We start from the raw sequence: 25,174 nt of genomic DNA on the forward strand, positions 1-25,174 counted from the left end.
AACTAATCTGCGTTACTACCCATTATACAGTCCAAGGCAGTAAATATCAGTATTATTTTACTTTTTTTCAAAACAGACGCTATTTGGCCGTGTCTAATCTGCCAATCTGCAGGCGGACTTTATCCTTTTTCGTACGCCCTTCGATCATTCCAACTTTGATCCGCCCAAATCCACGCGACGAGATAATGTCGGATTCATTCAATTCGAAAGACGGCTGCTCCTGGACCGTCCAATTGACTTTGACTTTCCCGCCATTGATCAGCGCCGCTGCCTTCTGGCGAGAGATATTGTAAATGGAGCTGACGACAGTATCCAGCCGGAGTGAGCTGACCGTATGGCTTTCTTCCGACCATTCTTCCGTCACTTTGATGAAATCAAGTTCATTCGTGACTTCCTCAAGCTGGACTTTGACTTTCGCTGCCATCGTGAAATTCGCTTGAAGATAAGCCTTCACTTCATCCGCCACCGCAATTTGAATCCGCTGCCCATCGATGCGGATATCGCCGTATTTGTTCCGGTCAAGGCCGATCGACATCATGGATCCCAGAATGTCAGGGTGTTTCAACGTAATGAATTTAACCGGATACCTGATTTCGAAAACGGTAATCTGAAAATCATCTTTTTGCAGCTCGTAATATGACGGATACAGCAAAACCCGCTGCCTTTCTGCATCTTCGAAGCGGCCGGAAGCCGCCACGCCGATATCGCTTGCACCAATCACCGACTGGACGATAAAACGCTGCCGGGGATCTAGGAAATCTGTGAGCCGAGGAGTGTATCGGTCTTCGACATCAATCATCCAGCCCGAAACTTGTTCAATAAATTGCTGTTCATCTTTGCGGAAATGCTGAAACAAAGAATCCATAGTAAACGCCCCTTTCTAGTTTGTTGAGATTCAGTTAATTGTCGATATTCCGCAAAACAGCTGTGAAGGCATGGACCCAAGCATTGGAGCAATGCCTTTGCGACGAAGTGCGTAGCACTGCAACGCTCTTTAATGTCCCGAAGCTAGCGCAGCGTTGCAGGGACAGGAGCAGTAGGATTTTCTCCGCTGTTTTGCTCCCTATCTAGAGAACTGAAATAAATTGCAGAGAAATATATTTTTCGTTTTTTGTTAAAAGAAATCTTTTAGTATTAATAATCACCTTTGAATGAAGCGGAAGGCGGCGAACAAGTTGGGCAAAAGGAATTTGACCAACTTGTTTGCGACGAAGCGCATAGCGCTGCAGGAGCAACGGTATTCGCAGCGGTTGAAGTCCGTGCTAAGCGGGCTAAGGTGGCCTATAGCATAATGAAAAGATAAAAAACTCACTGAATTATATTAATTGATTGAAGAAAAAGACCTCACTTAGCGTGAGGTCTTTAGTTGAAATAATTGAATAGGACTACGATCCCTTGGCTGGCAAGGTTCAAAGCGAAAATCGCTACAATCGGAGAAAAATCGATCATGCCGAATGGCGGGATGATCTTTCTGAAAATGTCCAGGTATGGGTCAGTGACTTTTGAAAGCATTTGGCCAAAAGCTGATTCTTTGGCATTTGGCAGCCAGCTCATCAAAATGCTGGCAATCAGGACAAATGAGTAAATGTTAATAGCCGTTAATAGAAAGTTTACAATAGCAATCATTTATTTTTCATGCTCCTCTTTTACTGTTGATCTTCGTAATAATAATCGGAAATAGCTCCGTCCACTTCGACAGTGTCCGGCACGCAGAGGAAAATATCCGTTCCAATGCGCTGTATATCTCCTCCAAGGGCGTAGACAGTACCACTAAGGAAATCTATGATGCGCAATCCCTGGTCTTTTTCAATTCGCTGCAGATTGACAACTACTGCGCGCTTGTTCTTTAAATTCTCGGCAATGTCCTGTGCTTCAGCATAGACTCGCGGTTCAGCAAGAATCATTTTTGAGGATTTTGAGGCGCTTTGTAAGCTTACCAAGTTTGATACCGTTGTTGTTTCCACAGGTTTTTGTCTCCGATCTTTCGGCGCATTCCGGGCTTCCGATTGGATTGGCTCCGGTTTTTCGTAGCGCTGGGGCTGCTGGCGTTGTTGCTGCTGTTGTTGCTGCTGTTGCGGTTCATCTTCATCGTATTCTTCCAGATAAAAGAAATTCTTGAATTTGTTTTTAATGCTCATTATTCTGCCTCACTTTCCGACCCTACTAATGCAGTACCAATGCGAACAAAAGTTGCTCCTTCTTGGGCGGCAATGGCGTAATCATTGGACATACCCATGGAACATTCCGTACACGGGGCGTGCTCCATCTTTTCTGCGGCCAATTGAAGTTGAAGCGATTTCAGCTCTTTGAACACATTTCGTATCAACGAGCTGTTGCTGGTGTTCGGCGCCATTGTCATTAATCCGACCACCTGAATTCGATCAAAAGCTGAAAGCGAGCGGACAAATTCCAGCGCCTCTTCCGGCAATACTCCGCTTTTGGATTCTTCGTTAGAGACATTTACTTGCACAAAGCATTTCAACGGTTTTTCTGCCCGTTTTTGAATTTCCTTCGCCAGGCTCATGCGGTCAAGTGAATGCAGATAGTCGATGTTATTAACGACATCTTTCACTTTTCTGGTCTGCAGATTGCCGATATAATGCCACAAGACTTCGGCGTCCATAGACTGGCGCTTCAGTGCGAGCCCTTCCGGACGGTTTTCGCCAAGATGCTGAATACCCGCATCGACTGCTTCCTGAGTCCGTTCGACCCCGACTTGTTTCGTCACTGCAATGATATTGATGCCTGGGCGGATGCTATTTAATTCGTTAGTAATATTTTCAAAAACCGGTTTTATCGCGTTCATTTATTCACAACTTTTCTAAGGATGTTCAATCAATCTCGATTGGCAAAAGCCCATCAAGACCAACTGCCACTTAGCCTGGCCATCGATGGGCCCTGCTGCTTGAAGTTTCTCTTTATTGTACCAAGTATAGGCATATTTATCAATTAAGCTCTGCCGCCACTCTCTTTCCGCTATTGCAGCAGGGCGGTGGCCGCTTTTTAGGCGCAATAAAAAAACAGCTGCCGGTTAGGCAGCTGTTTTGATTAGCGTCTCTTTTGTCGGTTGCGCAAGAACGTCGGGATGTCCAGTGCATCATCCTGTTGTTTTTCTTGGCGCACAGGCTCTTGTTGATAAGAAGGCGCGTGGTCTTCACGGCGCTGTTCTTCGCGGCGCGATTCACGTAGTGAAGGCGGCGGAGACTGCTGCTGGATAGACTGCACTCGGCTTGAATTCAAACCAGAGCCCCGCGGCGTTCTTGGTTGTACTTGCTCTTCGTTGAAACCTGTAGCAATTACAGTGACAACAATTTCATCTTTCAGATTGTCATTGATGACAGATCCGAAAATCATGTTTACATCTTCGTCAGATGCTGAAGCAACGATGTCCGCTGCTTCTTGGACTTCGTATAAGCTCAAGTTCGATCCGCCAGTGATGTTCATAAGAACGCCTTTAGCGCCATCGACGGATACTTCAAGCAACGGACTCGAAACAGCTTTTTTCGCTGCTTCAGAAGCACGGTTTTCACCAGAAGAAACGCCGATTCCCATCAATGCAGAACCTTTATTCGACATGATTGTTTTAACGTCAGCAAAGTCAAGGTTGATCAATCCAGGAACTGCGATCAAATCTGAGATACCTTGGACACCTTGGCGCAAAACGTTATCCGCTTCACGGAACGCCTCAAGCATTGGCGTGCTCTTGTCAACGATTTCAAGTAAACGGTCATTCGGAATGACGATTAGCGTATCAACCGATTCTTTCATCGTGCTGATTCCGCTGATTGCTTGTGTAGAACGCTTACGGCCTTCAAAAGTGAATGGACGTGTTACGACCCCTACCGTCAAAGCCCCAAGTTCTTTAGCGATTCCAGCGATGACTGGTGCAGCTCCTGTACCAGTACCGCCGCCCATGCCGGCAGTTACGAATACCATATCCGCGCCGCGCAATGCTTCTTCGATCTGTTCTTTGCTTTCTTCAGCCGCTTTTTTGCCGACCTCAGGATTAGCTCCAGCACCAAGGCCGCGCGTCAATTTGCCGCCGATTTGCAAGCGGACTTCAGCTCTAGATAAATTTAACGCTTGGGCATCAGTGTTGACTGCGATAAATTCTACACCTTGGACTCCGTGCTCGATCATGCGGTTGACAGCGTTGTTTCCGCCGCCGCCGACACCGATAACTTTAATTATTGCCATAGCATCAATTGATGTATCAAATTCCAACATTCTTTTTCCTCCTAAAATTGCTCCGCTTTTAAAGTAAGCATGATGCAATGTGCATTTTATTCGAAGAATCGGTCAAACATTTTCTTAGCTTTTGAAACGACGCCTTCAGTATTTTCCTTAGGCTGTTTTTGCTGTTTTTTAGGATGGTGTTCTTGCTCGATTTTCGCTGACTCTGTCAACGCAGCGCTTGCTCCTAAACGGCCATAGAACATATCTTCCATGTACGCATATTGGATAAGCCCAACTGCTGTCGTGTACTGTGGTTCGCGGACGCCGATGAATTCCGGCACAAACAAACGGACACGGGTTTGGAGAATGTGGCGAGCCAATTCTGGCAGCCCTTCTAATTTCGCCATTCCGCCAGTCAATACGACGCCTCCTGGAAGGTCTTGGACGCCAAGGCGGTAAAGCTCATCTAAAATCAATTCGAAAAGTTCTTCCAGGCGGACCCCGATGATTTCAGATATGTATTTCTGGCTATATTGCTCTTTCGTATCTGAACCGATCACAGGAACTTCGAACAATTCATCTTCAGATGCATCGTCGTAGAACGCATGGCCATGCTCCAGCTTGATCTTTTCTGCTTGTTCTGTCGGTGTTTTCAAGACGATCGATAAATCTTTTGTGACATGGTCGCCGCCGACCGGTATAACCGATGAAGCTGTCAGGTGGCCGTCTTGGAAAACAGCGATCGATGTCGATCCTCCACCAATATCGATGCAGGCCGTTCCATGATTTTTTTCATCTTCGGTTAAAGCGTAATAACCGGCAACCAATGGCTGCATGTAAATTTCACGAATCGAAAGGCCAGCGCGCTCAACACATCTAAGAACGTTATGCAAAACGGTTTTCGATGTCGTAACCATTGTACCATCCATTTCAAGGCGAATCCCAATCATACCCCGCGGATCTTTGATTTCATCCAAATGGTCGACGATATATTGTTCAGGAATGATATTGACGATTTCGCGTTCTGGCGGAATTGAGATGACTTGCGCCGCATCCATTACGCGATCCAAATCTTCATCCGTAATTTCCCGGTCTTCGCTGTTTACCGCGACTACGCCTTTTACCGGCTGCAGCATGGCTTTGTTGGCAGGAATGCCTAGAACCACTTCGTGAATCTGCTTGCCGATCATTCTCTCAGCTTGGTCAACAGCTTTTTTAATCGATTGAACTGTTGCATCTATATCAACAATCGCACCTTTTTTTATGCCATTTGATTTTACGTTTCCTACTCCGATAACGTGCAATGATTTATTGGCCATTTCCCCGATAAGTACTTTAACGGATGACGAACCGATGTCTAGGCTTACATATAATTCTGATTGACTCAATTCGTGGCACCTCCTTAAATTAACTTCATTAGTTTCATTCTATTGTAAATTGTGCACCTTGTCTAAGCAAAACAGCGGAAGTTTGTAAATTTCCTTACAATTCACCCCTGGGTTTCACGCAATTCTTTTTTCTCAGCCCATTTCGTCAAAATGATGCGTCTGATGACAGCAATATTCTGGAAAAGCCGCACACCGAATGCAAAAATTGCAGCGAGGTATAGATCCACACCTAAATGCACCCCTAAGAAAGCGAGGCCTGCGGCAAGGACGATGTTAAAGAAAAAACCCGATACAAATACCTTATCATCATACACCTGCTGTAAATGGGCCCTTATTCCCCCAAACAATGTATCCAGGGAAGCCAGGACCGCTATCGACAGATAGTTCGCGTATTCAGGAGGGATTTGGATGTCAGTCAGCAATCCTAATGATATTCCCAATATTAAGCCCAAAATGGATAGCCACATCTATACTACTCCTTTGCTTCCTCAAGCAGATTATAATCAATGTCTTTGTCGTATGCTTCGATTGCCAATTCAGCAGACGGTTCAGATACTTCAACGATTAGGTCGTCGATATAGAAATCATCGCGCAGCGGAGACGACAGCAAATGATTATAAAGCGTTTCTGTGTCTTCCATGGAATTCGCTACGATTTTTATTTTGAACGGCGGCGTCTGGATTGGCACTGTGTTCACCGTTGTCCGTCCGTTGATGTCACGGATTGCCGTTGTATTAACAATCCGGTTGCCGTCGATCGATACGTATAATCCGTTGAAGCGGTTGATTTCGTTCACAAACCGGATCAGCAAGTCAGGAGCAATGCCTTCGATGTTCTGCCCCAAAGCGACCGCTTCAGGCGAAGGTTCTATTGACACCTCAATTCCTGGGCCGGCTGTTTCAGTAAGCCCCGCTGCCTTGCGCAAATCCTCTACTGTTTCCACCAATGCCTGCTCCGGGCTTTGGTTCGCCGCGTCTTCGTATTTGTTTAATGTTTCTGACAGCTGTCCAATCTCCGACAGCAATTCCGAATGGAGTTGCTTTTCACGCGAAAGTTCCTGCCGCACTTCCCAAACATCACGCGTATCGCGGGAGTTCGGTTCGTTCAAGGTATTGTATTGGATGGCCGTCATTAAGCCGATGATGAATAAAATCAGCGAAAACCGGAAAGATATGATCTTTTTCATGATGGCTCCCCTTTACTCAAGATTCTGATAGCATGGCAGGCATGGATATTTTCTGGCCCATATCCAGCGTGACGATGATATTATCATTGAGCAGCTGATCCATTACACCGCCTGAGAGTTTCATGGACGATTCGAGCACATCCGATTTGCCGATAGCTTCAATTGTAAAAGGAGCCGGATACTGTACGCCATCGACCGTAATTACCGGTCCTGTGCAGACAATATAGGAATCTCCATCTATGCGCTGGCCATTGATGGAGATGGCTTGCGCCCCTGAAATGTAAAGCTCATTGATGACTTGAAAAACGTGGCTTTCATGGACGATGTAATCGTTCGGGTTTTCCGAATTGCCATCATACTCGCCGTCCTGCAGCGTCACTTTCAAGCCGTCCCCTTCCACTGGCAGAGCACCGACATAACGGCGAAGCGATTCTGCTTCATCCGCATAGTCACTGAACCGGTCTGGCCCATCTGAGAAAGATTGCTCGTACTTCTGGACTGCCGCCTGTTTTTCTTCCAGTTCGGCCCGCAGGTCTTTATTTCGTTCTTGCTGGTCGATCAATTGACCGCGGAAGCGCTCTTCTTGCTCGAAAAATGCGCCGCCGGTATAGCCGCTTTTATTTTTTTCGGCTTGGGATAGGCTGAAGGAATAAGCCATGATGAAACCCAGCACCAGAAAAACCAGTGAAAAAATAATTGATTTGCTGAAACGCCGATTACTCTTCTTTGGGTTCTTCATCATCTTCACCTTCTTTCGGCGGCCCGTACATGTCATCATATGAACGGAAGAAGATTCCGACCTCCATGTCAATTACGCCTTTTTGCCCTTCTTCGAGCTGCGCGATGACTGAAGGATAATAATTCAGTTTTTCCGCCAACGTACTTAAAGTCCCTTTCACTTCGTTGCCGTCGTTCATATACAAGCTGACCAAAGGTGAACTTTCTTCCGGATTCAGCGTAATCTGCGAAATGAGGTTATAAACCTCTGAATCAATATCGGTTAATTGCGCAGCTAATTTCTGTCGGGTTTCTTCATTTTCGAAATTGGTGAAAATCGGTCCGCTGACTGAAGCCACTGGTTTTTCTAAAGCATACCCGTTTGACAAGACCATCTGATAACCAGTTTCGTTATCCAGGTAGCCAATTTTTTCGTGTTCAACAATGTAGATTTCCACACCAGTCAACCATTTTTTCTCGACCCTTGAAGCTTTTACCCATTGGAGGCCGTTCAATTTCTCTTCAATCTCTTTTTCAGTGAAGCTCCACATCGAATCGCCAAATTCCAGGCCGCTGGCTTTCTGGTAATCGACTGGCGCATAGAGATTAGCGCCCGCCACTGCAACATCCTGAATTTTGCTGTATTTTGTCTGACTGTAGATGGCCACAACCAGCAACAAAAGAAAAATGGACAGCAGCGCCACGAACTTGCGATTGGTTCTTTTTTTCCGTCGCTCACGTAGCGTCGGGATGCGTTCTTCGATATCAATCACTTTGTCCATACTCGCTGCTCCTTATCTTTTAGTCGTTTGCTTGTGTTACACGCTGTACCGCATCGATAAACGCATCGCCGCGGATTTCAAAATTTTCATACTGATCCCAGCTTGCACAAGCCGGCGATAATAACACCGTGTCTCCGCTTTGTGAGTTGCCAATCGCCTTTTCAACGGCTTCGAGCATATCTTCCGCCTTTGACACTGTCGGAACCCCATTATCCGATGCGAATTCCGCAAACCTGCCGGCAGTTTCACCAAAAGTAATAAGCGCTTTGACCCGAGGCATAAACGGACGCAATTCTTCCAAAGAGTGGTTGCGTTCGAGCCCACCAGCCAACAAAATGATTTGGCCTGGAAAAGCCTCCAAAGCACTCTTCGTGGCAAGAGCATTCGTCGCTTTCGAATCGTTGTAGAATTTGCGCCCTTTCCATTCAAGGACGAATTGTGAACGGTGCTTTACACCTGTAAATGACGTCAGGACGCGAATAATAGTTTCTTTCGTGCCGCCCCATATTATGGCAGCCGCTGTGGCTGCTAAAATATTTTCTAAATTATGCTGGCCGCCGAGCAAGATTTTCGAACGTTCGATCAAAGTCTCGCCCTGCCAGTAAATATAGCGGTCATCTGCGCTGATGCTTTCTTCAGTCCGGCCCTTTAGTGTGAAAGGAATCAATTGCGCTTTGCATCCTGCAGCAAAATTAGCCAAGAAGGGTTGGTCCGCATTGTAGATGAAGAAATCTTCAGGCAGCTGATTTTCCGCAATTTTCATTTTTGATCCGACATAATCTTCCGCCGTCCCATGATAATCCAGATGCGCTTCATAAAGATTCGTAATGATGGCAATATTGGGACGGAACTGTTCGACGCCTTTCAATTGGAACGACGACAGTTCAGTGACGATGACGTTATCCGCCGACGCTTTTTCTGCTACGCCGCTTGCCACTGTTCCGATATTGCCAGCAATCAACGGTTTTTTCTTATCTTGGTTAAGCATATGGAATAATAACGTCGTTGTGGTCGTTTTGCCGTTCGAACCGGTGATGCCGATAAACGGCGCTTCACTGATCAAATAAGCAAGTTCGATTTCTGTCCAGATTGGAATCCCTTTTTCGACAGCGGACTCGATGATGACATTGGAATACGGAATTCCTGGGTTTTTGACCACCAATTCAAACCCTTCGTCAAGCAAGTCTTCTGGATGTCTTCCGCAAATGACTGTTACGCCCAAATTCAATAATTCCTGGGCTTCCGGATTCGCTTCGAATGGCTTTGAATCATTCACTGTTACAAATGCACCTAACTGATGCAAGATGCGCGCCGCTGTAAAACCGCTTTTCGCCAATCCAAGCACCAACACTTTTTTATGGAAAACCTGTTCAACTTGTTTCATTCTATAAAACCTCCAGCGCAACTGCGATAACCGCTGCAGTAAGCCCTACTGCCCAAAAGACAGTAACGACTTTCCATTCGGACCAGCCGCTCAATTCAAAATGGTGGTGAATCGGACTCATTTTGAAAATCCGTTTTTTTCTTAATTTGAAACTGCCGACCTGTAAAATAACAGACAGCGTTTCAATAACGAAGACCAAGCCGATGATGAGCAGCAGAAGTTCCTGCTTCAAAAGGATTGATACCATCGCAAGAGCTCCTCCGAGTGCAAGAGATCCCGTATCGCCCATAAAGACTTTGGCCGGATATTTATTGAACACCAGAAAACCTAAGAGCGCCCCTGCTACAGCAAAGGTGAACATAGCAATGCTTTCTTGTTCCTGTACGATGGCAATGACACCAAAAGCGGTAAAGGCGATTGAGGCAGTACCTGCCACTAACCCGTCCAGACCGTCTGTCAAATTGACGGCGTTTGAGAAGCCGACAAGCCAAAAAATGAGGAATACTACATAAAGAATGGACAATTCGATTGAGACATCAGTGAATGGAATAGACAACGCTGTGTCGAATTCGATGCCATTTAACAAGAAAAACGAAATTACAGCAATGACGATCTGTGCAATAAGTTTTTGCAATGATGTCAGCCCGAGATTCCGTTTCAAGACCACTTTGATAAAGTCGTCCAAAAATCCGATTAATCCATAGCCGAATAAAACCAGCAGCAAAATGATGATTTCCTGCGACAGACGATCAGCAAAAAGTGCGACCCCTAACACAGTAATAATTATTGCGATTAAGTAGACAAGGCCGCCCATAGTCGGCGTTCCCGTTTTTTTCATATGGGACTGTGGCCCCTCTTCACGAATGCTCTGGCCGAATTTCATCCTTCTCAAAAGCGGAATGAAAATGGGCATAAGGGCAACCGTGAGCAAAAAAGCAATTCCAAATCCAAGCAATATATATTCATTCATGTTAGCAAAGAGCTCCTTTAAACATTAAATTATTGGGCTGAATCTTCAGCTGGTGGTTGTTCATTTTGTTCTGTTACAGCCGAGCCTTCTTCTGCCGATTCATCGGCAGGAGGTATTTCTGGCACAACGGCAGGTACAGCGGATTCTTCCGCCGGAATTCCTTCCATGCCATCGATCATTTGCTTTTGGAACGATTCTTCCGGCGTCAGCATCTGAACAACGACCGGTTCCCCTTCTGTTATTGCCGAGCCCGCTGTCAGGCTCTGGCTTGCCGCGTAGCCTTGGCCGACAATCTCCAGTGAAATGCCGCTGAGAGATTGAAACGCCAGCAAGTCGCGCTTAGACCAAGCGGTAAAGTCCGGCAATGCCGTTTCGCCTGCCGTTTTCAAGATCACTGTGCCGCCTTCAACAATCGTCTCCCCGGCTTGAGGGAATTGGCCCTCCACTTTAGAGGCGTCGCCTGTTGAAATGACTTTCAGACCTTTAGCGGAAAGCTGCTCAGCAACTTTTGCTGACTGAAGACCGGTATAATCTTCAAGTTTCGCTTTTTTTACAGTTTCTGTATTTTTGGGTTCGATATTCATATATTTAAGCCCATTTTCCATTACAGAAGTGAAAATTTTCGCAACTGGCACTGAGCCATACTCATCTAGCGGCAACTCAGGTTGTTGAACGCCAATATAAATGAGCAGTTCCGGGTCTTCAGCCGGAGCCATCCCTAAAAATGAGAATAGGTAGTTGTTTCGCCCAGTCATATACAGCCCATTTTCTCCTGGAACCTGCGCCGTTCCGGTTTTGCCCGCTACGGTATAATCCTGCAGCGCAAATCCGCGTGCGGACCCAGCCTCTGAAGTTACAGTAGAAGCAAGGATTTCCCTCACCTGTTTCGCCGTTTCGGCTGAAATCGGGTTTCCGGCTTCAGTCGGTTCACTTTTCACCGTTACTTCACCCGTATCCGGATTTTTAATTTGGTCGATGACATACGGCTGCATCATCGTCCCGCCATTTGCAATGGCGGAAGCGGCTTGGATCATTTGAACCGGCGTCACCGTTGATCCTTGGCCGTAGGACATTGTCAAACGGTCAATCGGCCATTTGTCGAGAATCGTCCCCGAGGCCTCATTCGGCAGATCAATGCCGGTTTTTTGGCCAAACCCGAACGCGTCGATATACCTCATCAAATTTTCAGGTCCTAGGCGTTCGAGCAAATACGCCATTGACGTATTGGATGAACGCTGAAATCCTTCCAAAAATGTGATACTGCCCCAGCCGCGTCCGCTATTATGGTCACGGATTGTGCGGTCCAGTAAAGTATACGTCCCCGAATTGTAATAAGCATTCGGATCCCATTTTCCTTCTTCGATTGCTGAAGCGAGTGTAAACATTTTCATCGGAGAACCGGGTTCGATGGTCAACTCAATGCTTTCATTGAGCCAGTTGTCGGACAGACCTTCCCGTGTGTTCGGGTTGAAAGTCGGCCGCTGGGACATGCCCAGAATTTCCCCGGTTTTCGGGTCCGCAATAACGGCGATCATGCGCGTCGGTGAATATTCTTCTTGAACGCTGGACATTGCATCTTCTAAAAAGTTCTGCAGCGTTTTATCCACTGTCAATTGGACATTGGAGCCGTCCACTGCGGGAGTTACCGCCGATTCACTATTTGGCAGCAAAAAGCCCCATTTATCAGTGCTGAATTCCATTTTCCCGTTCTTTCCAGTTAATACTTTATCGTGGATTGCTTCAAGACCCATTTTCCCTTTCGTTACCATCTGCCCATCCTTTTGCTCTTCCTTCAATGCAAAGCCGATCAAATGAGAGGCAAAAGAACCGTTCGGGTAAAGGCGCTTCAAGTCCCGGACGAATAAAACGCCTGGAAGCTCCTGTTCTTTCATTTCGAGCATTTTCGTATGGCTGATTTCTCGTCCAGCAACGCCGAATTCAACTTGGTAACGTTCATTTTCCACACCGGAATTTAAAATGCTTAAAAGTTTATCTTCCGGGGTATCCAAATAATCAGACAATACTTGCGCTGTATGTTCCACGTCAGTTACATGCCGCGGGTTGCTGGCCTTCTGTGTGGCCGATTCGTCCAAGACGGCAACGACTTTATACGTCAGCGTATCTTCTGCGATAACTTCGCCGTTGCGATCAAGGATTTTCCCCCGTTTGGCAGTGAGCACTTCTTCCTGGCTGTATTTCGCTGCAGCTCTTGCGGCTAATTCCTGCCCTTCAACAGAACCTGTGGCCTGAATCGTTACGATTCTTGCCGTCAAAAGGAAAAAGAGCCCTGCAAAAACTAAAAACAGCAGAAAGGCTCCCCATTGAAATCGAAACTTTTTTTTCATTGCCCAGGCACTACCTTTACATTTCGCTCATTTAATTTTAGGCCGCGTTCATTAGCTTTTGCCCAAATGCGCTCGTATCTAGATAGTTCGCTGACTTGCACAGACAAATCTGTATTTTGTTTCACTTTTTCATCGATTGAATGTTCAATTGTTTGTATTTCTTGAGACGAAGCCTGAATCACTGACTGATTTTGCAGCACAAGCACAGCGCAAAGCACGAATACAGCCACGAATGACAGGTACAAGAATTTTTCGCCTTTAGTGAGGAGATTTCTTTTTTTAGCCGGCTCCCGGGTAGGGTTTTGAGGAACGGCCGGCTGTTGTATGTATGCTTCTTTTCTTGCATGTAAAGCCATTTGAACACGTCCTAACTTTCTTTTTTATATCTTATTTCTGATCTTTCACTTTTTCGGCAATTCTCAATTTCGCTGAACGCGAACGGTTATTATGCTCTAATTCCTCCACTGAAGGAAGAATCGGTTTGCGTGTAATCAATTTTAATATCGGTTCCATGCCTTCCGGTATGACCGGCAAGTTCGGCGGAAGTTCAGGCAATGACGAATGTTCTTTGAGAATCGTCTTGCATAGCCTATCTTCAAGCGAATGGAATGTGATGACGCTGATGCGGCCTCCAATGGCCAGTAGCTCGATTGCGTCTTGCAGTGATGTTTCCGCTGCACCTAATTCATCATTGACGGCAATGCGGATTGCTTGGAAGACTCGCTTCGCGGGATGTCCGCCTTTGCGTCTGGCAAATGCCGGAATTCCATCTTTAATGCATTCGACCAATTGCCCAGTTGTTTCAATCGGCGCAAGCTCTCTCGCTGCTTCGATCTTTCTAGCAATTTGCTTGGAAAATTTTTCTTCTCCATAACGATAGAAAATACGCACCAAATCTTCGAATGCCCATTCGTTGACAACATCGTAAGCGCTTAACTTCGCCGTCTGGTCCATCCTCATATCCAATGGTGCATCATTATGGTAGCTGAAGCCCCGTTCGGGTGTATCAAGCTGTGGCGATGACACGCCTAAATCATAAAGGATGCCATCCACTTTCATAATGCCACGCATTTCCAGTTCTTCTTTAATGAATTTAAAATTCGCATGGATAAATGTAATCTTGTCTAAATAATCTTTCAACTTTAGTTTGGCATGGTCAATCGCTGTCGCATCTTGGTCGAAACAATACAAATGCCCTTTTTCAGACAATTGCTGCACCAGATACTCGCTATGCCCTGCTCCGCCAAGCGTACAGTCTACGTAAATGCCGTCAGGACGAATGTTCAGTCCATCGACGGTCTCGTGAAGTAAAACCGTGGTGTGGTTGAACAATCATTTCCCTCCGTTCAGTTTTTAAAAATCAAAGTCCGCTAAATTTTCCGCAATATCATTAAAAGAATCTTCAGATGCCGTAAAATACTCTTCCCATGCATCTTTAGACCAAATTTCAAATCTATTCGAGACACCGAGTATGACGCATTCCTTTTCAAGTTTCGCATATGATATTAAGGTCGATGGTATGTTGACGCGCCCTTGTTTATCGAGTTCCACTTCCGAGGCACCCGAGAAAAAGAACCGTGTAAATGCACGTGCGTCTTTTTTAGTGACCGGCAGCTCTTTCAGCTTGTCTTCGATCTTTATCCATTCATCCATTGTGTAGCCAAATAAGCACTGGTCCAGGCCTCGAGTAATTACAAAATTCTCCCCGAGTTGTTCACGAAATTTTGCCGGAACGATTAATCGTCCTTTAGCATCAACGCTATGTTGATATTCTCCCATGAACATGCCATCCACCCCACTTATTGTTTTTAATGTACCACAATCCCCCACTTCCCACCACTTGTTTTTTAAATATTTCACGTATGTTACAGAAAAAAATCCCAATTGCACTTCTTGAGACAAAAAAAAGCCTGCCGAGGCAGACTTTACGTGCTTATAAATAGAAGAGTTTATGATTTTTGTCATATTTAATATCGAATGCAAGCAGTTCTTTAACCAGGTTCAAGCCATAGTCATTCATATATGGGAACGGGCTGAAAATTCGCTCCTGATACCCGCCATTCGGATGCAACTCCAGTTCCAGCAAATCAAAGTGGGCGAATTGCGTGCTGTTCTGCAGAATTACTTCATCCTCTAATTTGTTCTTCAGAAATTGCAGCTGTTTCTGGTGGAATTGCAGGTTTTTCTCAACCAGCGGTTCCAATCCCCCACTTATCGCTGAAAACGCACTTTTGATTTCGGCATATTTGGCTTGGAACTGCTGTTCCATTTCTTCGATGAGCCCTTCCGCTTGTTCTTCGCGTATCGACTCCATCAATTGCCGGCGCATTTCCGGAATTTTTTGGCCTTCTGCCACTTCGACAGCTGACAAATTGTATTTCTTTAATAACGCCTCAACTCTTCTTGAAACCAAAGTCATGCTTAGACGCGGCATGACAACCGGCATTTCCATCCCTGCTATTTGAAATACATTTTTCAATGCCGCCCAATAGGCGATTTCGCCTGGCCCACCTACAAAAGCCAGAACTGGAAAGACCATTTCCTGCATCAATGGACGGGTTACTACGTTATTGCTGAGATTTTCAGGCGCAGTTCTTGCGATTTCCAGCAGCTCCTCCAATGTGTATTCAATAGCTGCCCCTTTGGCTGTAAAGCGTTCGCCTTCGCGCTGAAGGAGAATCCGCTCGCCATGCACTGTGACAAATAGATTGGCGGCATTTTTTTCAGCGCCAATAGTTGCCGCATAGCCGGCTTTCTGCAATTGCGCTTCGGCATCCGCAACGGCATGCGCTATCTCTTCAGACTGGCGGATCATCCCCTCGAAATACGGAGTTTCGTATTGGCGAAGAGCCGGATCCGCAGCATCAATATACAGTAAACCTTCTTCGTTGAAAAAATGGTTTAAAAGCAACGCAAAGAAATCCGTGTAGGAATCTGCCTTTTCCAAATGTGAAAATGCCAAAGTTTGCAGCTCTCTGCTATAGGCTGTTTCTGGCAGGCTCCGGAAATATTCTTTCAAGTAGGCTTCGACCGTTGATTTATTCAATTGTGCCGTGGAAGCCGAATTTTTGCCATATTCAGTGTAGGGGACATTTAATTTATCGAGCCGCCCGTTCACACCGCGGTACAAGTGGCTGACTTCGGCCAAATCATGGTCTTCGCCCGCGATCCAAAAAACAGGTACGACACTCGTTCCCAGGTCCTTGGCTGCCTGTTTAGCTAGCACGATAATGGAGATGGCTTTGTGGACTGTGTATAAAGGACCTGTCAGGAGCCCGGCCTGTTGCCCTGCAACTACGACCGGCGCACCCGCTTCGAAAGCTGCCAAGTTCTTTTCTGCTTTTTCGGAAAGGCCGTGCGGAGCCATATAATTGCGCAGGATTCCAGTAAGTTTGTGCCGGTCCACGGGATGCTCTTTTAGTTTTTGATAGCGCTCTTTGAACTGCGTGGTGTCCGGTTTATAAGAAAAAAATCGCTCGATTTCAGGTTCGCCGTTTATGTAATCGTTCATCAGTTTATTGGCCGGTGCTATATAATGTTCCTCGATATTCATTTAGAAATGTCCCCTTTTCCCTTTACATTCAATTTCAACTATAGCAAACCTTGGCGCCATTGAAAAAAAATAAGCTTACAAGGTTCGGCTGCAGTAAATTAGCAGTCCCGCCTTATAAGCTTTATACCGTCAAGAAGTTGTTGAGTGCGAACGCGATTCCTGCTGCCCAGATTACGCAATGGGCAATGCTGAGCAGCAGAAAATAAACGCGCCAGGTTTTGCGGCCCAGTTTCAAGATTTCAATTTCCTTCGACTTTTTCCATTCATTGATAAGCATGGCAATGGCAACGATAATTGCTGCCGCATAAGAGATGAACGCAGCGTCAAAATTCCACAATGCTCCGATAGCCACCGGAATTGAAAAAAACAGCAGAAAAGTGGTCAAGTCAGCAGCCAGGCCGATTGACCGGTAGCCCATCCTCTTTCTAGCAAAAAGTACGATAAGTATAAAGGCAGTGGCAGGGGCAAATATGAAAACCGCCCCGAGCGAATAAAGGATATCCATTGATTAGACCTCGGCTGATTTTAATAAATTATAAAAGACTTTTAATGTCGGCAGTTCAATCGGCGCCCGCATCAATGTGTAACGGATAATCGTGTCGACTTCCATCTTTCGGCCGGCTCGTTTATCGGCAAGCATTGATGACGTGTTGCCAGCAGTTGATGCGCAAAGAGATGTAACTTCTTCAAACGGCAGCAGGGCGTCGATATCGGGAAATGCCCTGTATAATTCCGTATAGAGGTCTTTCATCAGTTCATAGGCGTAAGGGTTCGTCAGCAATTCGCCGTTCTTGATTTCCATTAGCGCTGTCAGCGGATTGATGATGCTATTGAGCAGCACTTTCCGAAACAGCATGCGATCAGCATCTTCGTGCCAGCGAGTCAGGACTCTCCTTAAATCGAGCAAGGGCAAAAAATGCCTTTTCTCGCCTTTCAGCAAAGCCAAATTCAAAATCCCTTTACCGGTGTGTTCGATTTCGTTGTCGCTGATCCGGATAACTCCATGCTCGACACTGCCTGCACCTATGTTTAACTGAGGCATGATTTTCAAGTACTCGAGGTGCAACATGCCGTTTTGCAGGAAGACGATCGGATTTTCCGCACATTCCTTGTTGACGATCGGCAGAATTTCTTGAAGAGCATCGTATTTCACGGCAAGCAGCACAATTGCATGGCGATTGATATTTTCCAGTTTTTCAGACGCTTCAACGACGTAATAGGCGCTGCCCCTTTTGATGCCTTGCTCGTTGATCAAGTCTGCCTGTTCTTTCCGGTGAGTAATCAGCTTGACGCTGGCCCCCGCATCGCGCAGCATGCATGACATCAGCATGCCGACAGAACCTGCTCCAACTACGACATATTCCATTACAACCCCTCCTAGCCAGAATGGTTTCATCTTTTGAAAAGAAGCCTGCCTTTGCAAGGCAGACTTCTGGTTTCATTATATTATACAGGAGTAATGGCATGTTTTCGATATGGCAACGGCAATTCTTTTGATTCATAGAATGATAGGCGCTGCGCCAGGACGTCCCGCAATTGATGAGGAGCCACAATTTCATCAATGATCAATTCAGAAGCCAATTTGTAGATATCGATTTCTTCTTTATACTCGCGATGTTTTTCCTGCACATACTTGATGCGCTCTTTCGGATCTTCGATCGCTTCGATTTTATTGGAATAAACGGCGTTGACTGCCGCTTCCGGCCCCATTACCGCAATTTGCGCAGTCGGCAATGCGATGCAGACATCCGGTTCAAAAGCCGGGCCTGCCATGGCGTATAATCCTGCGCCGTATGCTTTGCGGACGATGACCGAGATTTTCGGCACTGTCGCTGAGCTCATTGCGGCAATGAATTTCGCACCGTGGCGAATGATGCCTGCGCGCTCAACCTTCGTACCGATCATGAAGCCTGGCACGTCTGCTAGGAATAAGAGCGGAATCGAAAATGCGTCGCATAGATTAATGAATTTCGCACCTTTGTCGGCTGAATCGCCGAACAACACGCCGCCTTTGACTTTCGGCTGGTTAGCAAGGATGCCGACCACCTGGCCATCAATGCGGGCGATTCCCGTAATCAGTTCCGCCGCAAACAATTTCTTGATGTCAAAGAAGCTTCCTTCATCAACTAATTGGTCGATCAACTCGTACATATCGAATGGCGCATTTTGGTTTTCGGGAATAATCGCTTCCAGCGTCCGGCCAGCTTTCGCTGCCTTCGCTTCGATTCTTTCCGGCTTAACTGCAAAGTTTGCAGGAAAGTTCTGCAGATAGCGGCGGGCTTCAGATATTGCTTCTTCTTCAGTCGCCACCAACACATCACCAACTCCGCTCACTGTGCAATGCATACGAGCCCCACCCATTTCTTCAAGCGTCACTTTTTCGCCGATGACTTTTTCAGCCATCCGCGGCGAGCCAAGGTACATTGAAGCATTGCCTTCGACCATGATGACGATGTCGCAAAATGCAGGAATATAAGCTCCCCCAGCTGCAGAAGGTCCGAATAACAAGCAGACCTGCGGCACCATGCCGGACATTCTCACTTGGTTATGGAAAATCCGTCCCGCACCCCTACGGTTTGGAAACATGTCCAATTGGTCTGTAATCCGCGCACCTGCCGAATCGACCAGATAAAGCATCGGAACTTGCATTTTCTCAGCAGTTTCCTGGATGCGGATGATTTTCTCCACTGTCCGAAAGCCCCAAGATCCGGCTTTCACGGTCGAATCATTGGCCATGACACACACGGTCTGGCCATTGACTTTGCCGATTGCCGTAACAACGCCGTCTGCTGGCAAATCGCCCGCTTCGACATTTGCGAAGCGGCCGTCTTCTACGTAGTTTTCGTCGTCGAAAAGCAATTTCAAGCGATCCCGAACGAATAATTTATTGCTTTCTTTCATTTTTTCATGGTATTTGGGATGGCCGCCTGCAAAAATCGTTGCGAGCTTTTGTTCCAAACGCTCATTATACCCCGTTGTTTCCGTTGTTTTAGTCATTTCACTTGCCCCCTTAGCATAAAAAAGCCACGCTTATTCAGCGACTGTAACCAATGTTTCCTCTTCGTTGACGAAGCTGCCTATCTCAACATGGACCTTCTCGACAGTGCCTCCAACTTCAGCTTCCACCGGAATCTCCATTTTCATTGATTCAAGCATAACCAAAGGTTGCCCAGGAGTTACTGTATCCCCTTCTGCTACAAGTACGCTTAAGACTGTTCCTGCCATTGATGCTTTAAGTTCTTTCATAATTTTTGTTCCTCCTTGGTTTTTTCCATCCATTCCGGCAGCACTGAAGTTGCATATGTGCCGGAGGTGAATTGTTCCGAACCGATAAATTCTCGGTATAACGGCAAATTGGTTTTAACACCGACTATTGTAGCATGATTGAAAAAATTCTGTGATTTATTCAAAGCGTCTGCCCGGTCAACGCCCGTGATGATAACTTTTGAAATCATCGGATCGTAAAACGGCGTTACGGTGTTGCCTTGCTCATAACCTGTTTCAATGCGGGCGCCCTCTCCCCATTCGACCGTTTGCAGCAAACCTGGCGACGGAAAGAAGGTTTTCGGGTCTTCCGCATAAATCCGGTATTCAATAGAATGGCCCGTTGAACGGATGCTGTCCTGCGACGGCAATGTTCCGCCAGTCGCCACGTCGAGCTGCCATTCAACCAAGTCGAAGCCTGTCACTTCTTCTGTGACAGGATGTTCCACTTGAAGCCGTGTGTTCATCTCGAGAAAATAGAATTCATTGTTTTTATCGACGATAAATTCAACAGTTCCCGCGTTTGTATAGCTGACTGCTTGGGCTGCTTTGACGGCAGCGTCGCATAAACGCTGGCGCACGTCTTCCGGCAGATCCGGAGAGGGCGACTCTTCTATCACTTTCTGGTTGCGGCGCTGGACCGAACAATTGCGTTCGAATAAATGAACGATGTTGCCATGCTCATCCCCGAAAATTTGCACCTCGATGTGGCGTGAATCGGCAATGAATTTCTCCAGGTAAACGACATCATCGCCAAAATACGCTTTAGCTCGGTTTTTGACAGACGCAAACTGCTGACTGAGCGCTTGCTCACTATCACAGCGCACCATGCCGATGCCGCCTCCACCCGCACTCGCTTTCAACATCAGCGGATAGCCGATTTTACCGGCTTCTTCAATAGCATCTTCAATTGAAGCGACTCCATCGACCGTTCCAGGCACTACAGGGACGCCTGCTTTGGCCATGGTTTGGCGGGATTCGAGCTTATCGCCCATTTTTTCTATGATATCCGCGGATGGCCCGATAAAAATCAGGCCGGCTTCTGCCACTTTACGGGCAAAGTCCGCGTTTTCTGAGAGCAGCCCATAGCCGGGATGAATCGCTTCGGCGTTATGCGCTTTTGCAGCTTCAATGATTTTGTCACTTTGCAGGTATGACTGCACGACCGGATTTGGTCCGATCAATACAGCTTCAGTCGCTTCGCTAACGTAAGGCAGATCCCCATCTGCCTCGGAATGGATAGCGACCGTTTCGATGCCAAGGCGGCTGCAGGTGCGGATAATGCGGCGCGCAATTTCGCCTCGGTTCGCGATCAGGATTTTTTTCATATTAGAAATACCCCCAATGTTTTTCTCCCTTCTATAGCATATACGAATTTTGTAAGCGATTTCAACTATTGGGACAAAATTTTCTAAATAGAAAAAAGACTCCCAACAATCGGGAGCCTTATTTTTTGGATTTTGACAGGAAATTATCTACTGCTTCGTGGTGGGCGTCTTCTGCCCAAAGCTTGGCGCAGCGACTGACTTCGGCTTCTACGCGTTCTTTCAGGTTAGTTGATTGCCATTTTCTGATGGCAATTTCCTTATACGCTTGGTGGACTTCTGGCAGAATTTTTTTCATCGACTGGATAAAGTCCGCCACATCCCCATCTTCTCTAATGATCTTTGTCGCCCAGCCATTCTCCAGCAACTCATTAGCTGAATAAGGTTTGGCGTCGCACAGCATCTTTAAGGCATGGTCATGGCGCAGCATGTCCAATAAGTAGGTACCGCCACCCCAACCGCTTGTAATGGCTAACGTGCCTTGTATAAAGCCGCATTTGGCGTGTTCCCTAACGAGCCTGTAATCGCACGCCGTAGCAATCTCGCATCCACCGCCGACTGCTGCGCCATTGACGAGTGCAATCACCGGCACAGGCAATGTCTTAATGCCATAAAGAACATCGCTCATGCGCATTAGCATCGGATATGCCTGTTCTTCTGTCTTTAATTCGTGAAACACCGACAAATCGCCCCCGGAACAGAATGCTTGTGTACCGGACGCTGTGATGATGACGAAACGCGGCTTCAATGTATGTACTTTTGATATTAAGGTTTCAAGGCCTTCCATGACATCTGCGTTGATCGCGTTGCGGATATCCGGCCGGTCAATTGTAAAAGTCAGGATTCCTTCTGCCAATTCAATTTTGTATGACATCTTGCCACCCCTTATTTTTGGATAGAGAAAAAGGCTATCGAGAGCCATGGCCTCTCAATAGCCTTTTAGCAGCAAATACTGGTTTATTTGCTTGCTACAACTTCTTTCCCTTTGTATGATCCACATGCTTTGCAGACGTGGTGAGCCAATTTCGATTCGCCACAGCTTGGGCAGATTACCATGCCCGGCACTGACAATTTGAAATGTGTACGGCGTTTTCTTTTAACGGTTTTGGACGTTCTTCTAGCTGGTACAGCCATTGGTGACACCTCCTTACAATGATTCTATTCATCTGACTGATCAAAATACTTTGCTAAATCAGCAAGTCTTGGATCCGGTTTTGGTGGTGCTTCAGCTTTCTCGGCTTCCACTTGTTCATCTGTTGTGTACGACCAATCCTTGCCGCCTTTAATAACGGCTTCGTCGGCGTCTTCCTTAAAAACTTGTATCGGAATCTCAAGCAGGACCAGTTCTTCGAGTATCGGCTGAAGATCAATTGTTTCAGCATCTACAAAATGAACATTATCATCCTTGTTTCCCCGGTCTTTTTCGGACCAGGAGAAAATTTCAACCGATTCAATGTCGATAGGGAATTCAACATCTTCCCAAGTTCGTGCACAAGGCAATATTAACATACCTTCGAGATGGAGCTTGCACGTTGTTTGTTGTGAACCAACTGTACACTTTCCTGTGACCCGCACAGCTGAAATTTCGCGAATATCGCTATTGCGTTTTTTCACTGCATCAAGCCGAACAGTTTCGTCAATTGGCATTCCGTCTTTGCGATGCTTCTGAAGCTGTTGAATCGCGATTTTCATAAAGTATCACCTCTAAGACAACAAAGTTTATTGTATAATGTACAGAAAAGGATGTCAAGATAAAATCTTGTCAGGGTATTCCTGAAATCAGTAAACTGTATTGTAAGTTTACCAAAGGGGAGAATTAAATGAAAGCTACAGGCATTGTTGTTGAATATAATCCGTTTCACAACGGCCATCTGTACCACGCGCAACAAGCACGGCAGAGGGCTGGCGCAGATGTAGTCATTGCCGTTATGAGCGGACAATTTCTTCAGCGCGGCGAGCCGGCGTTCGCTGATAAATGGGCGAGGACGGAAATGGCGCTTGCCTCAGGCATCGATATCGTCTTCGAATTGCCATATGTCTACGCAACCGCACAAGCGTCCGACTTTGCAAAAGGCGCAATTGCCCTGCTGGAAGCTGCTGGCTGTGAATCTTTTTGTTTCGGCAGCGAAGAAGGCGGCATCGAGCCTTTTTTGAACACCTGGGAGCTGCTGGACAGCCAGCGCGAAACTTATGAACGGTCTATCCATGAAGCAGTCCAGACCGGCATCAGCTATCCGAAGGCATTGAACGAAGCTTATCACAGCCTCACCGGCTCACGCAGCGGATTTGCCGATTTGGCGAAACCGAATAATATTTTGGGCTTTCATTATATTGAGGCTGCGCAGAAAAGCGGCTCCTCCATAAAGCCTTTGACCATCCAGCGGATTGCCGCCGGCTACCATGATCCGATTCATACAGATTCGACGATCGCGAGCGCCACTGGCATCCGGCGCGCTTTTTTCGAAGAAGGCTCCTTGGCAGGAATTGAAAACTATTTACCCGCCCCTTCCCTTGCGGCGTTAAAAGCCTTTCGCCAAGACTACGGCGCTTTTGGCAGCTGGACACAATTTTATCCGCTGCTGCGCTATAGCATTTTAAAAGAACGCCCTCAAAACATAAAACGTTTTTCGGAAGTTGCGGAAGGAATTGAATACCTGATTTTCGAATCGGCGAAAAAGGAGCCGACGTTCGAAGGATTTATTAATCGCGTTAAATCAAAGCGCTATACCCGCACCCGGATTCAACGCATGCTAACGCACATCTATACAGGGTTCACGTGGGACCAGCTCCGGTCATTCGAAGGCCCATCCTATTTGCGGCTCTTGGGGATGTCGGAAACAGGCCGCCATTACCTGAATGGACAAAAAAAGAATATCGGCCTCCCACTCATCAGCCGTGCCGCCGATTTGGCGGACCCGATGGGGGAAATCGATATTCATGCCAGTTCCATGTATTTTCTTGGGCTTGGCGCAGACAACTTGAAGCGCGAATACACGACGCCGCCGATTTATTTCGGCTGAAGCTGTTCTAGGTAGTCCATAGCATCTTCAATTGTTTTTACGGGCACCACTTCCATATCGCTGCCTATTTTTTCTGCCGTTTTTTTTGCCAGCTCATAATTGGATTCCGACGCACCTTCAGTAACATCGTCTGGGGCAAAGAAAATTTCGATATCCTGGTTGTCGGCGGCAATCACTTTCTGATCGATGCCTCCGATGCGCCCCACTGTTCCGTCGCTTTCCATCGTGCCTGTGCCTGCAATATCATAACCTTTGGTAATATCTTCATCGAGCAGCCGGTTCAAAATCTCTAACGTAAACATCAAGCCAGCAGAAGGGCCGCCAATTTTTTCCGAGTCAATCGTCACTTCCGGATCTGTGGTGATTTCCTTGTTCTCAACAAATGCAATCCCAATCCCGATCCGCTCAGGCTCGGTCGGCAGCGGGGCCAGTTCCACAGCGTCCGTGATTTCACGGTCTTCCCTTTCGTACACAAGCTCTACTCGCTGGCCTTCTTCCTGGCCGCCCAAGTATTCGATTAACTCTTCCTGTGTAGAGAATTTATTGCCATCCACTGAAATAACACGATCACCGGCTTCAAGAATTCCATCAGCGGCACCGCCCTCCAGCACGGTCATCACGTAGACGCCGTTATTTTTCACTTCATATGGCTTCTCTGCAATGTCGAATGCAACTTGCAGCGCATTGACTTGGGAATCTGCCATCATTTTCAGTTGGCGTATATTGTATTCCTCATCGCTTTCGTGCGGACTTCTGACTTGATCCGCTGGCATGATTTTATGGCCATCTTGGAATTTGGCGAAGGCATATAAAATAGGAGTGGCCTTCTGCAGCGAGATGGTCATCAAGCTGAGGGTCCCTTCGTCGTCTTCGTCACCCCCAGCCACTTCGACCAATGGCCCTAATTCATACGCGCCGCCAGGTTGTGAAATATAGGAGTCCAGCGGATATGACGACAGCAGAACCGCCAATGCCACAACAACGGCGAAAAATGCCAATTTCTTCTTTTCCATATCGATTCTTCCCCCTTGCAGGCTGAATGACAAAAAGCCACGTTTGCCGTG

At 46.7% G+C, this 25,174-nt stretch carries 27 protein-coding genes; 1 reads left to right on the forward strand and 26 read right to left on the reverse strand.

Translation table 11 applies throughout. The annotated features are described in order from the left end of the window. Positions 1 to 79: 79 nt before the first annotated feature. The 25 genes from AC4EHB_RS05155 to AC4EHB_RS05275 form a co-directional block, all read right to left on the reverse strand. Positions 80 to 865: a YlmH family RNA-binding protein gene (locus AC4EHB_RS05155; protein WP_490974518.1), complete on the reverse strand. Its 786-nt coding sequence runs from the start codon at positions 863 to 865 to the stop codon at positions 80 to 82. A gap of 497 nt (positions 866 to 1,362) precedes the next feature. After that, entirely contained in the window at positions 1,363 to 1,626 is a 264-nt protein-coding gene (locus tag AC4EHB_RS05160; protein ID WP_490974519.1) for a YggT family protein, read from the reverse strand. Between the two features lie 20 nt (positions 1,627 to 1,646). Continuing rightward, on the reverse strand, positions 1,647 to 2,138 hold the full coding sequence (locus AC4EHB_RS05165) for a cell division protein SepF (protein WP_490974520.1): 492 nt from the start codon (positions 2,136 to 2,138) through the stop codon (positions 1,647 to 1,649). Continuing rightward, positions 2,138 to 2,806, reverse strand: coding sequence for a YggS family pyridoxal phosphate-dependent enzyme (locus AC4EHB_RS05170; protein WP_490980846.1), 669 nt, complete (start codon positions 2,804 to 2,806; stop codon positions 2,138 to 2,140). Before AC4EHB_RS05170 ends, AC4EHB_RS05165 begins: the two co-directional genes overlap by 1 nt. Before the next feature lie 242 nt (positions 2,807 to 3,048). Further along, a complete protein-coding gene (ftsZ, locus tag AC4EHB_RS05175; protein ID WP_490974522.1) occupies positions 3,049 to 4,227 on the reverse strand; it encodes a cell division protein FtsZ in 1,179 nt (392 codons plus the stop codon). Between the two features lie 56 nt (positions 4,228 to 4,283). After that, positions 4,284 to 5,564: a cell division protein FtsA gene (gene ftsA, locus AC4EHB_RS05180; protein WP_490974523.1), complete on the reverse strand. Its 1,281-nt coding sequence runs from the start codon at positions 5,562 to 5,564 to the stop codon at positions 4,284 to 4,286. Positions 5,565 to 5,665: 101 nt separating this feature from the next. After that, positions 5,666 to 6,031, reverse strand: a complete 366-nt coding sequence (locus AC4EHB_RS05185) for a small basic family protein (RefSeq protein ID WP_490974524.1) — start codon at positions 6,029 to 6,031, stop codon at positions 5,666 to 5,668. Between the two features lie 5 nt (positions 6,032 to 6,036). Further along, the gene (locus tag AC4EHB_RS05190; RefSeq protein ID WP_490980847.1) at positions 6,037 to 6,750 is read right to left on the reverse strand and encodes a DUF881 domain-containing protein; all 714 of its coding nucleotides are present in this window, start codon (positions 6,748 to 6,750) and stop codon (positions 6,037 to 6,039) included. A 16-nt stretch (positions 6,751 to 6,766) separates the two neighbouring features. Further along, positions 6,767 to 7,489 (reverse strand): DUF881 domain-containing protein, encoded by a 723-nt coding sequence (locus AC4EHB_RS05195; protein WP_490974526.1) that lies wholly within the window; start codon positions 7,487 to 7,489, stop codon positions 6,767 to 6,769. Beyond that, positions 7,467 to 8,249, reverse strand: coding sequence for a cell division protein FtsQ/DivIB (locus AC4EHB_RS05200; protein WP_490980848.1), 783 nt, complete (start codon positions 8,247 to 8,249; stop codon positions 7,467 to 7,469). Before AC4EHB_RS05200 ends, AC4EHB_RS05195 begins: the two co-directional genes overlap by 23 nt. A 19-nt stretch (positions 8,250 to 8,268) precedes the next feature. Further along, on the reverse strand, positions 8,269 to 9,633 hold the full coding sequence (murD, locus tag AC4EHB_RS05205; protein ID WP_490980849.1) for a UDP-N-acetylmuramoyl-L-alanine--D-glutamate ligase: 1,365 nt from the start codon (positions 9,631 to 9,633) through the stop codon (positions 8,269 to 8,271). A gap of 1 nt (position 9,634) precedes the next feature. After that, a complete protein-coding gene (gene mraY / locus AC4EHB_RS05210; protein WP_490980850.1) occupies positions 9,635 to 10,603 on the reverse strand; it encodes a phospho-N-acetylmuramoyl-pentapeptide-transferase in 969 nt (322 codons plus the stop codon). 29 nt (positions 10,604 to 10,632) lie between these two features. Then, a complete protein-coding gene (locus tag AC4EHB_RS05215) occupies positions 10,633 to 12,948 on the reverse strand; it encodes a penicillin-binding protein (protein ID WP_490974530.1) in 2,316 nt (771 codons plus the stop codon). Continuing rightward, positions 12,945 to 13,304, reverse strand: a complete 360-nt coding sequence (gene ftsL / locus AC4EHB_RS05220; RefSeq protein ID WP_490974531.1) for a cell division protein FtsL — start codon at positions 13,302 to 13,304, stop codon at positions 12,945 to 12,947. The genes AC4EHB_RS05215 and ftsL overlap by 4 nt, the downstream gene beginning before the upstream one ends. Before the next feature lie 31 nt (positions 13,305 to 13,335). Next, positions 13,336 to 14,280 (reverse strand): 16S rRNA (cytosine(1402)-N(4))-methyltransferase RsmH, encoded by a 945-nt coding sequence (rsmH, locus tag AC4EHB_RS05225; protein WP_490974532.1) that lies wholly within the window; start codon positions 14,278 to 14,280, stop codon positions 13,336 to 13,338. A gap of 21 nt (positions 14,281 to 14,301) precedes the next feature. After that, positions 14,302 to 14,733: a division/cell wall cluster transcriptional repressor MraZ gene (gene mraZ, locus AC4EHB_RS05230; RefSeq protein WP_135500281.1), complete on the reverse strand. Its 432-nt coding sequence runs from the start codon at positions 14,731 to 14,733 to the stop codon at positions 14,302 to 14,304. Positions 14,734 to 14,881: 148 nt separating this feature from the next. Beyond that, positions 14,882 to 16,501 (reverse strand): bacillithiol biosynthesis cysteine-adding enzyme BshC, encoded by a 1,620-nt coding sequence (gene bshC, locus AC4EHB_RS05235; protein WP_490980851.1) that lies wholly within the window; start codon positions 16,499 to 16,501, stop codon positions 14,882 to 14,884. Positions 16,502 to 16,622: 121 nt separating this feature from the next. Then, entirely contained in the window at positions 16,623 to 17,006 is a 384-nt protein-coding gene (locus AC4EHB_RS05240; RefSeq protein ID WP_490980852.1) for a DUF3397 family protein, read from the reverse strand. A 3-nt stretch (positions 17,007 to 17,009) separates the two neighbouring features. Beyond that, positions 17,010 to 17,867, reverse strand: coding sequence for a ketopantoate reductase family protein (locus AC4EHB_RS05245; protein WP_490980853.1), 858 nt, complete (start codon positions 17,865 to 17,867; stop codon positions 17,010 to 17,012). A gap of 80 nt (positions 17,868 to 17,947) precedes the next feature. Next, positions 17,948 to 19,498 carry an acyl-CoA carboxylase subunit beta gene (locus tag AC4EHB_RS05250; RefSeq protein ID WP_490974536.1) on the reverse strand — a complete coding sequence of 517 codons (1,551 nt, stop codon included), beginning with the start codon at positions 19,496 to 19,498 and terminating at the stop codon, positions 17,948 to 17,950. Positions 19,499 to 19,531: 33 nt separating this feature from the next. Next, a complete protein-coding gene (locus tag AC4EHB_RS05255; RefSeq protein ID WP_490974537.1) occupies positions 19,532 to 19,747 on the reverse strand; it encodes an acyl-CoA carboxylase biotin carboxyl carrier protein subunit in 216 nt (71 codons plus the stop codon). Next, a complete protein-coding gene (locus AC4EHB_RS05260; RefSeq protein WP_490980854.1) occupies positions 19,744 to 21,093 on the reverse strand; it encodes an acetyl-CoA carboxylase biotin carboxylase subunit in 1,350 nt (449 codons plus the stop codon). Before AC4EHB_RS05260 ends, AC4EHB_RS05255 begins: the two co-directional genes overlap by 4 nt. A gap of 118 nt (positions 21,094 to 21,211) precedes the next feature. After that, a complete protein-coding gene (locus tag AC4EHB_RS05265; RefSeq protein WP_490980855.1) occupies positions 21,212 to 21,964 on the reverse strand; it encodes an enoyl-CoA hydratase/isomerase family protein in 753 nt (250 codons plus the stop codon). A gap of 83 nt (positions 21,965 to 22,047) precedes the next feature. Further along, positions 22,048 to 22,224 carry a 50S ribosomal protein L32 gene (gene rpmF, locus AC4EHB_RS05270; RefSeq protein ID WP_490974540.1) on the reverse strand — a complete coding sequence of 59 codons (177 nt, stop codon included), beginning with the start codon at positions 22,222 to 22,224 and terminating at the stop codon, positions 22,048 to 22,050. Between the two features lie 24 nt (positions 22,225 to 22,248). Next, the gene (locus AC4EHB_RS05275; RefSeq protein ID WP_490980856.1) at positions 22,249 to 22,782 is read right to left on the reverse strand and encodes a YceD family protein; all 534 of its coding nucleotides are present in this window, start codon (positions 22,780 to 22,782) and stop codon (positions 22,249 to 22,251) included. A 128-nt stretch (positions 22,783 to 22,910) separates the two neighbouring features. On the opposite strand from AC4EHB_RS05275, the gene AC4EHB_RS05280 reads away from it, so the two are divergent. After that, complete coding sequence (locus AC4EHB_RS05280; protein WP_490980857.1) at positions 22,911 to 24,110, forward strand: nucleotidyltransferase; 1,200 nt, start codon at positions 22,911 to 22,913, stop codon at positions 24,108 to 24,110. Here AC4EHB_RS05280 and AC4EHB_RS05285 read toward each other — a convergent pair. Continuing rightward, positions 24,098 to 25,123, reverse strand: coding sequence for a SepM family pheromone-processing serine protease (locus AC4EHB_RS05285; RefSeq protein WP_490980858.1), 1,026 nt, complete (start codon positions 25,121 to 25,123; stop codon positions 24,098 to 24,100). The two genes, AC4EHB_RS05280 and AC4EHB_RS05285, sit on opposite strands and share 13 nt — an antisense overlap. Positions 25,124 to 25,174: the final 51 nt, after the last annotated feature.

It is taken from the genome of Planococcus sp. TJ-302 (genome assembly GCF_058268455.1).